This window comes from Methylobacterium sp. XJLW (genome assembly GCF_003254375.1).
Taxonomy (GTDB): Bacteria; Pseudomonadota; Alphaproteobacteria; order Rhizobiales; family Beijerinckiaceae; genus Methylobacterium; species Methylobacterium fujisawaense.
In genome coordinates this window covers 2,849,316-2,862,550 of the sequence record NZ_CP016429.1, presented here as the reverse complement: position 1 = coordinate 2,862,550, position 13,235 = coordinate 2,849,316, and the positions used below count along the sequence as shown (strand labels likewise).

13 protein-coding genes are annotated in these 13,235 nt (G+C 70.4%); 7 read left to right on the top strand and 6 right to left on the bottom strand.

Translation table 11 applies throughout. From position 1 onward, the window contains the following. Positions 1-68: 68 nt before the first annotated feature. On the top strand, positions 69-1,604 hold the full coding sequence (locus tag A3862_RS13300) for an efflux transporter outer membrane subunit (protein WP_043358068.1): 1,536 nt from the start codon (positions 69-71) through the stop codon (positions 1,602-1,604). Positions 1,605-1,704: 100 nt separating this feature from the next. On the opposite strand, the gene A3862_RS13295 is transcribed toward A3862_RS13300, so the two are convergent. From A3862_RS13295 to A3862_RS13280, 4 genes are all read right to left on the bottom strand, one after another. Beyond that, positions 1,705-2,496: a flagellar hook basal-body protein gene (locus A3862_RS13295; protein WP_043358075.1), complete on the bottom strand. Its 792-nt coding sequence runs from the start codon at positions 2,494-2,496 to the stop codon at positions 1,705-1,707. Between the two features lie 211 nt (positions 2,497-2,707). Beyond that, positions 2,708-3,190: a secondary thiamine-phosphate synthase enzyme YjbQ gene (locus A3862_RS13290; protein WP_043758988.1), complete on the bottom strand. Its 483-nt coding sequence runs from the start codon at positions 3,188-3,190 to the stop codon at positions 2,708-2,710. Further along, positions 3,187-4,920, bottom strand: a complete 1,734-nt coding sequence (locus A3862_RS13285) for a cisplatin damage response ATP-dependent DNA ligase (RefSeq protein ID WP_043358064.1) — start codon at positions 4,918-4,920, stop codon at positions 3,187-3,189. Before A3862_RS13285 ends, A3862_RS13290 begins: the two co-directional genes overlap by 4 nt. Further along, a complete protein-coding gene (locus A3862_RS13280; protein WP_043758993.1) occupies positions 4,917-5,975 on the bottom strand; it encodes a ligase-associated DNA damage response exonuclease in 1,059 nt (352 codons plus the stop codon). Before A3862_RS13280 ends, A3862_RS13285 begins: the two co-directional genes overlap by 4 nt. Positions 5,976-6,043: 68 nt before the next feature. Here A3862_RS13280 and A3862_RS13275 point away from each other — a divergent pair, with 68 nt between their 5' ends. Together A3862_RS13275 and A3862_RS13270 are read left to right on the top strand one after the other, a co-directional pair. Next, on the top strand, positions 6,044-6,991 hold the full coding sequence (locus A3862_RS13275; protein ID WP_043758996.1) for a methyltransferase domain-containing protein: 948 nt from the start codon (positions 6,044-6,046) through the stop codon (positions 6,989-6,991). 69 nt (positions 6,992-7,060) lie between these two features. Then, positions 7,061-7,855 (top strand): YoaK family protein, encoded by a 795-nt coding sequence (locus A3862_RS13270; RefSeq protein ID WP_043358073.1) that lies wholly within the window; start codon positions 7,061-7,063, stop codon positions 7,853-7,855. A gap of 24 nt (positions 7,856-7,879) precedes the next feature. Here the strand turns inward: A3862_RS13270 and arfB are convergent, their stop codons facing one another. Further along, positions 7,880-8,311, bottom strand: coding sequence for an alternative ribosome rescue aminoacyl-tRNA hydrolase ArfB (gene arfB / locus A3862_RS13265; RefSeq protein WP_043358059.1), 432 nt, complete (start codon positions 8,309-8,311; stop codon positions 7,880-7,882). Positions 8,312-8,480: 169 nt separating this feature from the next. Further along, complete coding sequence (locus A3862_RS13260; RefSeq protein ID WP_043758999.1) at positions 8,481-8,777, bottom strand: BolA family protein; 297 nt, start codon at positions 8,775-8,777, stop codon at positions 8,481-8,483. Between the two features lie 109 nt (positions 8,778-8,886). On the opposite strand from A3862_RS13260, the gene A3862_RS13255 reads away from it, so the two are divergent. The 4 genes from A3862_RS13255 (at position 8,887) to cobT (ending at position 13,126) form a co-directional block, all read left to right on the top strand. Continuing rightward, complete coding sequence (locus A3862_RS13255) at positions 8,887-9,513, top strand: J domain-containing protein (RefSeq protein ID WP_043358056.1); 627 nt, start codon at positions 8,887-8,889, stop codon at positions 9,511-9,513. A 208-nt stretch (positions 9,514-9,721) separates the two neighbouring features. Further along, entirely contained in the window at positions 9,722-10,705 is a 984-nt protein-coding gene (gene cobS / locus A3862_RS13250; protein ID WP_043358054.1) for a cobaltochelatase subunit CobS, read from the top strand. 17 nt (positions 10,706-10,722) lie between these two features. Then, positions 10,723-11,124: a DUF29 domain-containing protein gene (locus A3862_RS13245; RefSeq protein WP_236952720.1), complete on the top strand. Its 402-nt coding sequence runs from the start codon at positions 10,723-10,725 to the stop codon at positions 11,122-11,124. 94 nt (positions 11,125-11,218) lie between these two features. Further along, positions 11,219-13,126: a cobaltochelatase subunit CobT gene (gene cobT, locus A3862_RS13240; RefSeq protein ID WP_111473637.1), complete on the top strand. Its 1,908-nt coding sequence runs from the start codon at positions 11,219-11,221 to the stop codon at positions 13,124-13,126. The last annotated feature ends 109 nt before the right edge of the window (positions 13,127-13,235 follow it).

Sequence of the window (13,235 nt, the reverse complement as noted above, 5' to 3'; positions counted from 1 at the left end):
AGGGGACAGTTGCATTGACTTGGATGCGGTCCGCGCCGCTCTACCGAGGTGGGGTTTTCGGGGGCGGGATGGTGGACTTTGCGCCGGGACGGTGCAGACGGGCAGCCGCTGTGCTGGCGGCCTCCCTGTGCCTGTCGGCCTGCGCGGTCGGCCCGAACTTCGTGCCGCCCGAGGATCCGCCGGTCGGCCGCTACACCAAGGAACCGCTGCAGAATCCCTCCGCGGCCGACAAGATCCGGACCCGGCAGGGCGGCTCGGCCGACCAGAGCTTCGTCTCCGGCGCCGACATCCCCGGCCAGTGGTGGACCCTGTTCCACTCGAAGGCGCTGAACCGCCTCGTGGAGCAGGCCCTCGCCAACAACCCGACGCTGGAGGCCGCGCAGGCCTCCCTGCGGGTGGCGCAGCAGAACGTGCTGGCCCAGAAGGGCACGCTCTATCCGAGCCTGACCGCGACCCCGCAGATCCAGGGCGCCCAGGCGCCCGGCCTCGACCTGCAATCGCCCCTCAACAACCAGAACCAGTATCTCTACAGCCTCTCCACGCCGCAGGCGGTGGTCTCGTACAATCCGGATGTGTTCGGCGGGAACCGCCGGCAGATCGAGTCCCTGGAGGCCACCACCGAGAACCAGCGCTTCCAGCTAGAGGCGGCCTATCTGAGCCTGACCGCCAACGTGGTCGCCGCCGCGATCCAGGAGGCGTCCCTGCGGGCGCAGATCGACGCGACCCGCAAGGTGATCCAGGCGCAGACCGAGGTGCTGCAGCTCTACAACAAGCAGCTCTCCCTGGGGCAGATTGCCGGGGCCGACGTGGTGCAGCAGCAGGCGGCGCTGGCGCTGTCGCAGCAGCTGCTGCCTCCGCTGGAGAAGGCGCTCGCGCAGCAGCGCAACCTGCTCACCGCGCTGGCCGGGCGCCTGCCCTCGGACGAGGTCTCCGAGACCTTCGACCTCGCCGCCCTGCGCCTGCCGACGCGGCTCCCGGTGAGCCTGCCCTCGCGGCTCGTGCAGCAGCGGCCCGACGTGAAGGCGGCGGAGGCCCTGGTGCAGCAGGCGAGCGCCACGGTGGGCGTCGCGGTGGCGAACCGCCTGCCGCAATTCAGCCTGACCGCCACGGGCGGCTCCAGCGCCACCCGGATCGCTCAGGTCACAAGTCCGGGGGCGGCGTTCTTCACGATCATCGGGCAGGCGACGGCGCCGATCTTCGATGCCGGCACCCTGTTCCGGCGGCAGCGCGCCGCCGAGGAATCGCTGACGGTGGCGCAGGCGCAGTACAAGGCGACGGTGATCACCGCCTTCCAGAACGTCGCCGACGCGCTGCGGGCGCTCCAGGCCGACGCAAAGGCCGTGGCCGCCGCCGACGCGGCGGTGAGCGCCACGAACCAGAGCCTCGGGCTGATCCGCAAGCAATACACGGCGGGGGCGATCACCTCCTCGCAGGTGCTGATCGCCCAGCAGGGTTACCTCTCGGCGCTGGTCACCTCGGCGGCGGCGCGCGCCACGCAGTACGCCGACACCGCCGCCCTGTTCGTGGCCCTGGGCGGCGGCTGGTGGAACCGCGCCGATGTGGCGCCGCCCCCGCCCGAAAAGGACCCGCTGAAGTTCCTGTGATTGGTTGCCCCGTGTCGTGACCGACCGCGTCCTGACATTCGCCCCCGTCCCGGGGGCCACCCTGATCCTGGACGACCGCTCGGGCCGCCCCGCTACCGCGTCAGGTGTACATCGCGATGGCGTCCTGCAGCATCTGGTCGGTGGTGCTCATGACCTTGGTGTTGGCGGTATAGGCCTGCTGGGTCTCGATCATCTTCGAGAACTGATCCGAGATGCTGGCGTTCGACTGCTCCACGGAGCCGGCGGCGATGGTCGCGCCGTTGAGGCCGTAGCTCGGCGTGCCCGACTGACCCGTCGCCACGTAGGTCCCCCCGTCGAGGGAAGCGAGATTGTCCTGCAGTCCGAACTGCGCCAGCTGCAGCGAGCCGAGCGCCACGGAGCTGCCATCCGCGGCCGTGCCGGTGAGCGTGCCGGCCGGCGAGACCGTGAGGCTCGACAGGGTATTGGCGCCGGTGGGGACTTGGACGGGCGCGGTCGCCGACGGGCCGGCGAACAGGTAGTAGCCCGCACCGTTGCTGAGATAGCCGCTGGCGTCCGGTGCGAAGTCGCCGCGTCGCGTGTAGCCGGTATCCCCGGTGAAGCTCGGGCTCTGGGTCGTCCCGGTGTTCTTCCGGACGATGAAATAGCCGTTGCCCGAGATGGCGAGATTGGTCGATACGCCGGTCGACTGCACCGTACCCTGGATGTTCAGGCTGTTGCGCGTGCCCGGCGACACCCCGCCGGCCAGCTGTGTGCTGCGATCGGTCTCGGCCAGCATGTCGGCGAAGCTCGTCTCGGTGGACTTGAACCCCGCCGTCTGGGTGTTGGCGATGTTCCCCGAGATGTTGTTCAGGGCCAGCGACTGCGCCGAGGCGCCGGAAATCGAATTCGAGAGCGCGGTGAAAAGGCCCATCGGGGTCTCCATTCGCCGGAGCGGCACGGCTCCCGATCCGACGACGACCCATAGGCGTGCACTATGGTTAACCGACGGTGTGTTTACACATGTTGCTGAGCCGGCCCGGGGGCGTCGGGGGTAGCGGGGCGCCGCAATCTCGCCGCACCGAGCCCGATCCGGTCGCACTGGCCCGGGTCGCTTCGCTCCACCTGCGGCGACCGTGGAGGCGTCAGGCTCCGAGGGCGCTCAGCACGATCTCCCGCCGATGCGGCCGGTCGCGGTGCTCGATCAGGTAGATCCCCTGCCACGTGCCGAGCGCCAGCGTTCCGTCGACCAGCGGGATGGTGAGGGCCGAATCGGTGACCAGGGTGCGGATATGGGCCGGCATGTCGTCCGGTCCCTCGGCGCCGTGGACGTAGCCGGCATTGCGCGGCGCGAACCCGTCCAGCGCGGTCATCAGGTCGGTCTGGACGTCGGGGTCGGCATTCTCCTGGATGGTGAGCGAGGCCGAGGTGTGCCGGCAGAACACCGTGACGAGACCGTCCCGGATGCCGCTGCCGCGCACGAAGGCCGCCACCGCGGCGGTGAAATCCGTGAAGCCCGGCCCCGCGGTTGCGATGGTGAGGCGCCCGCTCGCGTGGCGCTCAACGGCGCCGGAGGCCAGCGCCTCGACCCGACCGATCGTGCCGGCCCTGGTGTCTCCCCGTCTCATCCGGTCTCCTCCATCAGGGTCGCCCCCGGCGCGATCTCGCGCTCGCCGCGAGCGAGGATCCGTTCCAGCACGTCGATCCGGTCGGCCTCGGCGGGCGGCTTGTCCCACCGGATGCGGCTGACCCGGGGGAAGCGCATCGCCACCCCCGATTTGTGCCGGGTCGAACGCTGGACGCCCTCGAAGGCGATCTCCAGCACCAGCCCGGCGTCGCGTCCATGGGCGACCTCGCGCACCGGGCCGAAGCGCTTGGTGGTGTTGTTCCGGACGTAGCGGTCGAGCTTGGCGAGTTCCGCGTCGGTGAAGCCGTGATAGGCCTTGCCCACCGGCACCAGCTCGTCGCCGCCCTCGGGCGCCGCCCGCCAGACCCCGAACGTGTAGTCCGAGTAGAAGGACGAGCGCTTTCCGTGCCCGCGCTGGGCGTACATCATCACGGCGTCGACGATGTGGGGCTCGCGCTTCCACTTCCACCACGGTCCCTTGGGACGGCCCGGCAGGTAGGGGCTGTTCCGGCGCTTGAGCATCACGCCCTCGATGGCGTCGGCATCCTCGCCCGCCCCCACCGAGGCCGGATCCGCGCGGGCGGCTGCCAGCGCCGCCCAATCCGCGAAGGGCACGCGGGGCGAGATGTCGATCCGCGCGTGGTCGAGGCGGGTGACCAGCGCCTCCAGCTTCTCCCGACGGGCCTCGAAGGGTTCGGCCCGCAGGTCCTCGCCCGCGAGGGTGAGGAGGTCGTAGGCCCGGACATGGGCGGGAAACTCCTCCAGGAGCTTGGCCGTCACCGCCTTCCGGTTCAGGCGCTGCTGGAGGACATTGAAGCTCTGCACGCGCCGCTCGCGCAGGATCAGCAATTCGCCGTCGATCGCCCCCGTGAAGGTGATGGCCTCGGCGAGATCCGGGAACGCCCCGGTGATGTCCTCGCCGGTGCGGGAATAGACCTTTCCGACTTGCTGACCCGCCCGGTCGGGGCCGCCGACGAGCTGGACGCGGATGCCGTCCCACTTCCACTCGGCCGAGAAGGCCTCGGGCTCCAGCTTCTCGAGGTCGGCCTCCTCCTCGATCGGGTGCGACAGCATCGGCGGCCGGAACGGGGCGGGATTCAGGGTCTCGGGCCGCTCGGCCCGGCCCTCGACCCAGGCGAACAGGGTCGCGAAGGGCGGGGTCAGCCCGTGCCAGACCTCCTCCACGGCATCGGCCTCGTGGCCGCCCAAGGCGCCGACGGCCGTCTTGGCGAGCCGCGCCGAGACGCCGACCCGCAGGTTGCCGGTGACGAGCTTCAGGAGCGCCCAGCGCCCGGTCTCGTCGAGGGCATCGAGCCAGCCGGCGAGGTGACGGGAGAGCTCGCGCTTGGGGATCGTGCTGAGCGTCTCGACGACTTCGGCCAGACTCGGTGGCGGCGGGTTGTTGTGGCCGATCCCGGCGGCCCCATCCCCTCCCGCCTCTGCGGGGGGGGAGAGAGATGGGACGGGCCAGATCAGCGCCGTCGTCTCGGCGAGATCCCCGACGTAGTTGTGCGACAGCCGGAACAGGACCGGGTCGATCCGCTCCTCGACGAGTCCGCGGATCAGCGCCGGCTTGGCCTCGCGGAAGCTCAGCGTGCCGGTCATGGCACCGAGCGCGTAGCCGCGTTCAGGATCGGGGGTGCGCGAAAAATAGTCCTGCAGCATCCGCAACTTGGCGTTGCGGCGCGGCTCGTAGGCGAGGCGGTCGAGGAGGTGGGCGAATGCGTTCACGCCGCCGCCTCCGTCCCGGAGCCGGCCTCGACGGAGCCCGGCTCGGCCTCGCCGTCATCGCCGTAACCGAGCAGGTGGAGGGGCTTGGCCTTGATGCCCTGCGTCCCGCACCAATGGACCAGCGCATCCTCCTGACCGTGCGTGACCCAGACCTCGCCGGCACCGGTGTCGCGGATGGTGCGGCAGAGGTCCGGCCAGTCGGAATGGTCGGAGATCACCAGCGGCAGCTCGACGCCCTTCTGGCGGGCGCGGGCGCGCACCCGCATCCAGCCCGAGGCGAAGCAGGTCACGGGATCGGGGAATTTCCGGGACCACAGATCCTGGATCGACGAGGGTGGGCAGATCACGATCGCCCCCTGCAGGTCCTTGCGCTCGGCAGCCACGACCTTGGGCGTATCGCCCAGCGGCACCCCTTCCTCCTTGTACAGCGTCGTCAATTTCTCCATGGCGCCGTGCAGGTGGATCGGGCGGTCCCAGCCCTCCTCCCGGAGAAGCGCCATCACCCGCTGCGCCTTGCCGAGCGCGTAGGCGCCGACGATGTGGGCGCGTTCGGGGAACAGCCGCGCCGAGTCGAGGAGCTTGCGGACCTCGCCCCGCGTGTCGGGGTGCGTGAAGACCGGCAAGCCGAAGGTCGCCTCGGTGATGAACACGTCGCAGGGCACCACCTCGAAGGGCAGGCAGGTCGGATCCGGCGCCCGCTTGTAGTCGCCCGAGACCACGACCCGGACCCCGTCCCGTTCGATGGCGATCTGCGCCGAGCCGAGCACGTGGCCCGCCGGCGCGAAGCGCACGGTGACGTCGCCGACGCGGAGTGCCGCACCGAGCGGCGCCTCCTGCCGCTGGCGGCAGAACTCCGCGCCGTAGCGCACCGCCATGATCCGCAGGGTCTCGGGCGTCGCCAGAACCTGTCCGTGGCCGGCGCGGGCATGGTCGGCGTGCCCGTGGGTGATCAGCGCGCGCTCCACCGCCCAGGTCGGATCGACGTGGAAGCGCCCGAGCGGGCAATAGAGACCCTCGCGGGTCAGGGTGAGGAGATCGCTGGCGCGTATCGGCATCGGGTCCGTGCAGCCGGTGGAGTCCGCCGGTGGCCCCGATATATAGGCGCCCCCGACCCGGCAGACGCATGGCCTCGCAGCTCAGTTCCGGCGACCTCCTCGCCGATCGCCGCTATCGCTACGCGGAGGCCTGCTTGGCCGACGGCGACCATGCGGGCGCCGCCGACCTCGCCGAGCAGGTCCTGGACCTTGCTCCGCGCTACGCGCCCGCCTGGCTCCTGCTGGGCCGGGCGCGGGAGGGTCTGGCGGCCTCCGGCGCCGATCCGGCCCTGCGTGCCGCGGCGGCACGCGCCTATGCCAGCGCCCTCGAGATCGATCCGGAGGACAGGCTGGGCGTGCGCACGCATCTCGTCCGCCTGGATGTCGGCGACGGCCTCCCGGTCCTGTCGCCCGCCTATGTCCGGGCTCTATTCGACGACTACGCGCCGCGTTTCGAGCACCACCTCGTGGAGGGCCTGGGCTATGTCGGCCCGCAACGCGTCCGCGACGCCCTGCCGGGCGTCCCGGAGCGCTTCCCGGTCGCGCTCGATCTCGGCTGCGGCACGGGGCTGATGGGCACCGTTCTGCGCGACCGGGTCGATCACCTCACCGGGATCGACCTCTCCACCGGGATGCTGGCGCTGGCGCGGGCCAAGACGTGGCGGGATCGGCCTCTCTACGACCGCCTGATCGAAGGCGACCTCTCCGCCGCCCTGGCGGACATGCCGGAGGCCTGCGCCGATCTCTGCCTCGCCGCGGACGTCCTGATCTACGTGGCGGACCTCGCCGCGTTCCTGACGGGGATCGGCCGGGTCCTGCGACCGGGCGGGCTCGGCGCCGTCACGGTGCAATCCCACGACGGTGCCGGCTCGGTCCTGGGCAAGGACGGACGCTATGCCCATGCCGATGCCCACATCGCGGCGACGGCCGCCGGCGCCGGACTGGAGATCCTGACTCTGCGTCCCGCCCACATCCGGCGCGAGGGTGGGCGGCCGGTGCCGGGGCGCGTCGTTGTGCTGCGCCGCACATCGGCATGAAACCGCTTGGCTCTTCGTCCATTGTTTGTCGGCCGCGAATGGGCGCGGCCGCTCGATCGGGGGATCAGCATGGCGGATTACGGAAACAGGACAGGCCGCGCGACACCGGAGCGGAAGCCAGAACCGCCGGCCGACAAGTCCTTTCCGGCCGATCCGCGGACCCGCATCCCGTTCGCGATCGCCCTGGCCGCGCTCGCAGGCTGCGCCGATTCCATCGGCTTCCTGGAATTCTCGCAGCTGTTCATGTCGTTCATGTCGGGCAACACCACCCGCTTCGGCGTGGCGGTGGCCAATGGCGACTGGGAGAATGTCACCCGCGTCGCCAGCACCATCTGCATGTTCTGCTTCGGCGCCTTCCTGGGGACTCTGATCGCCGCCTGGGTCGGGCGCTGGCGCCTCGCCGTGCTGCTGACGCTCCAGGCCCTGCTGCTCGCCGGCGGCCTGCTGATGCCGTGGGGCACCTTCGCCTATCCGCTGCACGCCTATCCCATCGTCCTGGCGCTGGGCCTTCAGAACGCGACGCTGCAGGACGAGGGCGGCCGCTCCCTGGCGCTCACCTACGTCACCGGCGCCGTGGTGCGTTTCGGCACCGGCTGCGCCAACCTGCTGCTCGGCACGGTGGCGCCCTCCTTCTGGATCCAGGCGCCGCTCTGGGCCGGTCTCAGCACCGGCGCGGTGGTGGGCGGCCTGCTCGACATCCGCTACGGCGAATCGGCCTTCCTGTTCCCGGCGGCGCTCGCCGCCATCCTGGCGCTGATCGCGATCGTGCTGACCATCGCCAAGCCGGGCAGCACGCTGGTGGCGGGCTCCTCTCCGGCGCCCGACGCCAGCCCGAAGGCCGAGGTCATCGACGCCATCCACTGAGATCCCACCGGGGCGGGTGCGGGATCAGCCGTCGGAATCCCGGTAGCTGCCCCGGCCCTGCTTGATCACGGCACGGCTCTTCTTGGCGACGATCCGCCGTTCCTTGGAGCCCTTCGTGGGCTTCGTCGCCCGGCGGATCGGGGGCGGCGGCTTGGCGGCCTCGGCCACGAGGTCGACGAGGCGCTGCAGGATCTCGGCCCTGTTGCGCTCCTGCGTCCGGTGCCGCTGCCCGATGAGGACCAGGACGCCGTCCTTGGTCATGCGCCGCCCCGCGAGCCGCACCACGTTCGCCTTCACGCGGTCATCCACGGAGGGCGAATCCAGGACCGGCCAGCGGAGCTGGACCGCCGTCTCGACCTTGTTGACGTTCTGGCCGCCCGCGCCCGAAGCACGCATGAAGGACAAGGTGATCTCGTCCTCCGCGATGGCGATGCGCGGCGTCACCCGCAGGGACATGGCGGCCTCTCCGACAGGATCGTCAACGGCCGCCGCGCCCGCTTGTCGGGCGCGGGGCGGAGGATGCAGAGGGGTATCCCCATAACCACATTCCCCTCCATCCGCTGCCCCGCCCACGCCACCGCCCCGCGCGGACCGAGGGCTGCCCGCGGGCGGCCGCGCGGCCGGGTCAGGCGGCCTCGGCCGGCGTGCGGGCGCGCACGGCGAGGGCGTGGAGACCGCGCTTGAACGCATCGTCCAGGACTGCGTTCACCAAGCGGTGCCGCTCCACGCGGCTCTTGCCCTCGAACGCCGACGCGACGATGTCGAGCCGGTAGTGGGTCTCGCCCCCCGGCCGTGCCCCCGCATGACCGGCATGCAGATGCGACTCGTCGATCACGTCGAGGCGCGCCGGCGCGAGTTGCTCCCGCAGCCGCGTCTCCATCCAGTCCCGCAGGGTGCCCCCCGCGCCCACACCATCCGTCATCCTGCCCTCGCGTCGCGTTCGTGGGCTGCCGTCAAGCCCGATCCCGCGCATGCGTCATCAGGCCCGGTGCCCTTGTGTCTCAGGTCTGCCCCCTCATAATCGGCCCGTCATGGATCTCAACTCGCGCCTGTTCGACAGCATCCGGATCAAACCGTCCTGCGACGAGCCGAAAGCCGCGGCCGAGGGCGTCTGCGAGAGTCCGGGCTGCACCCATCCGGGTCTGTACCGGGCGCCCAAGGGCCGGAAGGCGGAGGGCCAGTACTGGCGCTTCTGCATGGACCACGTCCGCGCCTACAACGCGACCTACAACTACTTCGACGGCATGAACGATGCCGCCGTCCAGGCCTACCAGAAGGACGCGATCATCGGGCATCGCCCGACCTGGGCGATGGGCGTGAACCGGACCGGCCAGGCGAAACCGGCGGACGAGCCGGCCCGCGACTGGGCCTATGTCGATCCGCTGGGCATCCTGCGCGGCGAGGGCGTCGGCGATGCCCGCCGGCGCGCGCGTCAGCCCGAGGAGCCGCGCAAGCCCCGCCACTCGGCCACGGTCCGCCGGGCCCTCGACGTGATGGGCCTTGAGGAAGGCGCGGATTCGGCCGCCATCAAGGCGCAGTACAAGATCCTGGTGAAGCGCTTCCACCCCGACGCCAACGGCGGCGACCGGTCGTTCGAGGAGCGGCTGCGCGACATCATCCGGGCTCACGACGTGCTGCGTGGGGCCGGACTCTGCTGACCGGCACGAACCCTGCACGCCGGTTCGCATCCGGGATAGGGCAATCCGCACGGCGCGACCCTATATGGGGTCGATGCCGGTCGGTGGCGCCCGGGCGCGTCGCCGTCTAAGGATGGCTTCGCCCCGCCGCGGAGGCCCGGCTCGACGTCCTTTCGCGCGGATGTTCCACTGCTAGGGAGTGGAGCGACCGCGCCTCACGAGGTTCCGAATGCTCTCTGACGATACGCCCGCCGCGCTGCCCGACCGCACCGTCTCCGTCCGCGATGTCTTCGGCATCGACCTCGACCTCAAGGTCCCGGCCTATGCCGAGCCCGAGGAGCACGTGCCGGATCTCGATCCGGACTACATCTTCGACCGGGAGACGACGCTCGCGATCCTGGCGGGCTTCGCGCGCAACCGCCGCGTGATGGTCACCGGCTATCACGGTACCGGCAAATCGACCCATATCGAGCAGGTGGCCGCCCGGCTGAACTGGCCGTGCATCCGCATCAACCTCGACAGCCACGTCTCGCGCATCGACCTCGTCGGCAAGGACGCCATCGTCCTGAAGGACGGCAAGCAGGTCACCGCCTTTCAGGACGGCATCCTGCCCTGGGCGCTGCAGAACAACGTGGCCCTCGTGTTCGATGAGTACGATGCCGGCCGCCCGGACGTGATGTTCGTGATCCAGCGCGTGCTGGAACTCTCGGGCCGCCTGACGCTCCTCGATCAGAAGCGCGTGATCCGCCCGCACCCGGCCTTCCGGCTGTTCGCCACGGCCAACACGGTGGGACTGGGCGACACCTCGGGCCTCTATCACGGCACCCAGCAGATCAACCAGGGCCAGATGGACCGCTGGTCGATCGTCACGACGCTGAACTATCTGCCCCACGACCGCGAGGTCGACATCGTGCTCTCGAAGGCCACGCATTACCGGAGCGACCAGGGCCGCGACATCGTCAACCGGATGGTGCGGGTGGCGGATCTCACGCGCAACGCCTTCATGAACGGCGATCTGTCCACCGTCATGAGCCCGCGCACGGTGATCACCTGGGCCGAGAACGCCGACATCTTCAAGGATATCGGCTTCGCCTTCCGGGTGACCTTCCTGAACAAGTGCGACGAGCTGGAGCGGACGCTGGTGGCCGAGTTCTACCAGCGCGCCTTCGGCAAGGAGCTGCCCGAGAGCGCGGTGAACGTCGCGCTGAGCTGATCTGCATGGAGGACGCGATGGCGCATCCGGCCCCGACCCGCGAGGACGCTCCGGCGGCTCCGCATGCCGAGGGGCGGACGCGCTACGCGGATGATCTCTATAGCTGGGTTCAGGAGCAGGTGGCGTTGCTCCGCGCCGGCCGGGTGGACGCCCTCGACCTCGACAACATCGCCGAGGAGCTGAGCGACGTGGGCCTGAGCGAATATCACCGGCTCACCAGCGCTGTGGAGATCGTCCTGCTCCACATGCTGGAATGGGATCATCAGCCGGAACGCCGCAGCTCGACGCTCAGCATCGCCGAGCACCGTGAGCGCATCCTGATCCAGCTGCGGAAGAAGAGCCCCGGGTTGAGATCCAGCCTGGACGAGCGCAGCGCGACGGGTTCCGCCTCGGTCGCCTCGGGGCGGCCCGGCAGATGAGGCGCTCGCCCAAAACCCTGCCCGCGGAGTGTCCCTACAGCTGGGACGACATCCTGAATCGCCCCTTCGAAGTCGACGTCGACCGGTAGCCCGCATGTCCATCTCCAACCGCAAGCCCGGCGAGCGCCGCGAACCCGTGGCCGAGCCCCTGAAGCGCTCGGTGGCCGGCTGCCTGCGCGCCATCGCCCGGCGCTCCGAGGTCGAGGTCACCTACGCCACCGACCGGCCGGTGCTCACCGGCGACAAGGCCCGGCTGCCCGAGCCGCCGCGCAAGCTCTCGGCGCAGGACGTCGCGGTGCTGCGCGGCAATGCCGACGCCATGGCGCTGCGGCTCGGCTGCCACGACGTCGCCGTCCATCGCCGCCTCGCCCCCGAGAATGCCGCCGCCCGGGCGGTCTACGACGCGGTCGAGCAGGCCCGGGTCGAGGCGATCGGCTCGCGCCGGATGGCGGGCGTCGCCAGCAACATCTCGGCGATGCTGGAGGACCGCTACCACCGCGGCGGCAAGTACGAGACCATCACCGACCGGGCCGACGCCCCCATGGAGGACGCGGTCGCCCTGATGGTGCGCGAGCGCCTGACCGGCCAGAAGCCGCCCGAGGCTGCCACCAAGATCGTCGAACTGTGGCGCGAGCATATCGAGTCCAAGGCCGGCCCGAATCTCGACGGGCTGATCGGCTCGATCGAGGACCAGCGCAAGTTCGCCCGCTCGGTGCGCGATCTCCTCACCTCCCTCGACATGTCGGACGAGACGCCGTTCGACGCCGAGGATGACGAGAACGACGACGAGAACGACGCCCAGGACGAGGAGCAGAACCCGAGCGAGGGCGATTCGGAGGAGAAGAGCCAGGGCGAGCGCGCCGAGATCGAGACCTCCGAGGAAGCCTCCGACGAGATCGAGGACGGCGCCCAGGAATCCGCCGATGCGCCCTCGGGCGAGCTGCCCGAGGAGGCGGAGGATGCGGAATCCGAGGAGGCCTCGGAGGCCTCGCGGCCGCCCCAGCGGCAGGGCAACGAGGCGCGCGGCCCCGAATACCGGGTGTTCAACCCCCGGTTCGACGAGGTCATCCACGCCGAGGAGCTGTGCGACGCCGACGAGCTGGCGCGCCTGCGCTCCTACCTCGACAAGCAGCTCTCCCATCTGCAGGGGGTGGTCGGCCGCCTCGCCAACCGGCTTCAGCGCCGCCTCCTCGCCCAGCAGAACCGCGCCTGGGACTTCGACCTGGAAGAAGGTCAGCTCGACCCGGCGCGGCTCGTGCGCGTGGTCATCGACCCGTACCAGCCCCTCTCCTTCAAGCAGGAGAAGGATACGAACTTCCGCGACACGGTCGTCACGCTGCTCCTCGACAATTCCGGGTCGATGCGCGGCCGGCCGATCACCGTGGCGGCGACCTGCGCCGACATCCTGGCGCGGACGCTGGAGCGCTGCGGCGTGAAGGTGGAGATCCTGGGCTTCACCACCCGGGCCTGGAAGGGCGGCCAGAGCCGCGAGGCGTGGCTCGCCGCCGGCAAGCCGCCGAATCCCGGCCGCCTGAACGACCTGCGCCACATCGTCTACAAATCGGCCGACGCCCCCTGGCGGCGGGCGCGCAAGAACCTCGGCCTGATGATGCGCGAAGGGCTGCTCAAGGAAAATATCGACGGCGAGGCGCTGGATTGGGCGCACAAGCGCCTGCTCGGCCGGCCGGAACAGCGCAAGATTCTGATGGTGATCTCGGACGGCGCGCCGGTGGACGATTCGACCCTGTCGGTCAATGCCGGCAACTACCTCGAACGGCACCTGCGCTGGATGATCGAGGAGATCGAGACGCGCTCGCCGGTGGAATTGCTCGCCATCGGCATCGGCCACGACGTGACGCGATACTACCGCCGCGCCGTGACGATCATCGACGCCGAGGAACTCGGCGGGGCGATGACCGAGAAGCTCGCGGAGCTGTTCGAGGAGAACGGCACGCCGGCACCGACCGGCCGGATGCTGCGCGCGGCGGGCGGGCGGCGCTGACCGTCCGCGGGCCTTCTTCGGCCTCGAGGCCCATCCGCTCCGGCCTCTTATCCTGAGATGCCGGAGCGCCGCGGAGGCCGCGAAGGAAACCTCCGTCAGGCCGCCCGAT

Excerpts from the sequence above, each read along its gene's own strand:
- A3862_RS13245 (WP_236952720.1), top strand. The coding sequence starts at position 10,723 with ATGGCGCATCCGGCCCCGACCCGCGAGGACGCTCCGGCGGCTCCGCAT.
- A3862_RS13290 (WP_043758988.1), bottom strand. The coding sequence starts at position 3,190 with ATGAGACGGGGAGACACCAGGGCCGGCACGATCGGTCGGGTCGAGGCG.
- cobS (WP_043358054.1), top strand. The coding sequence starts at position 9,722 with ATGCTCTCTGACGATACGCCCGCCGCGCTGCCCGACCGCACCGTCTCC.
- A3862_RS13255 (WP_043358056.1), top strand. The coding sequence starts at position 8,887 with ATGGATCTCAACTCGCGCCTGTTCGACAGCATCCGGATCAAACCGTCC.
- cobT (WP_111473637.1), top strand. The coding sequence starts at position 11,219 with ATGTCCATCTCCAACCGCAAGCCCGGCGAGCGCCGCGAACCCGTGGCC.
- A3862_RS13270 (WP_043358073.1), top strand. The coding sequence starts at position 7,061 with ATGGCGGATTACGGAAACAGGACAGGCCGCGCGACACCGGAGCGGAAG.
- A3862_RS13295 (WP_043358075.1), bottom strand. The coding sequence starts at position 2,496 with ATGGGCCTTTTCACCGCGCTCTCGAATTCGATTTCCGGCGCCTCGGCG.
- A3862_RS13260 (WP_043758999.1), bottom strand. The coding sequence starts at position 8,777 with ATGACGGATGGTGTGGGCGCGGGGGGCACCCTGCGGGACTGGATGGAG.
- arfB (WP_043358059.1), bottom strand. The coding sequence starts at position 8,311 with ATGTCCCTGCGGGTGACGCCGCGCATCGCCATCGCGGAGGACGAGATC.
- A3862_RS13275 (WP_043758996.1), top strand. The coding sequence starts at position 6,044 with ATGGCCTCGCAGCTCAGTTCCGGCGACCTCCTCGCCGATCGCCGCTAT.
- A3862_RS13280 (WP_043758993.1), bottom strand. The coding sequence starts at position 5,975 with ATGCCGATACGCGCCAGCGATCTCCTCACCCTGACCCGCGAGGGTCTC.
- A3862_RS13300 (WP_043358068.1), top strand. The coding sequence starts at position 69 with ATGGTGGACTTTGCGCCGGGACGGTGCAGACGGGCAGCCGCTGTGCTG.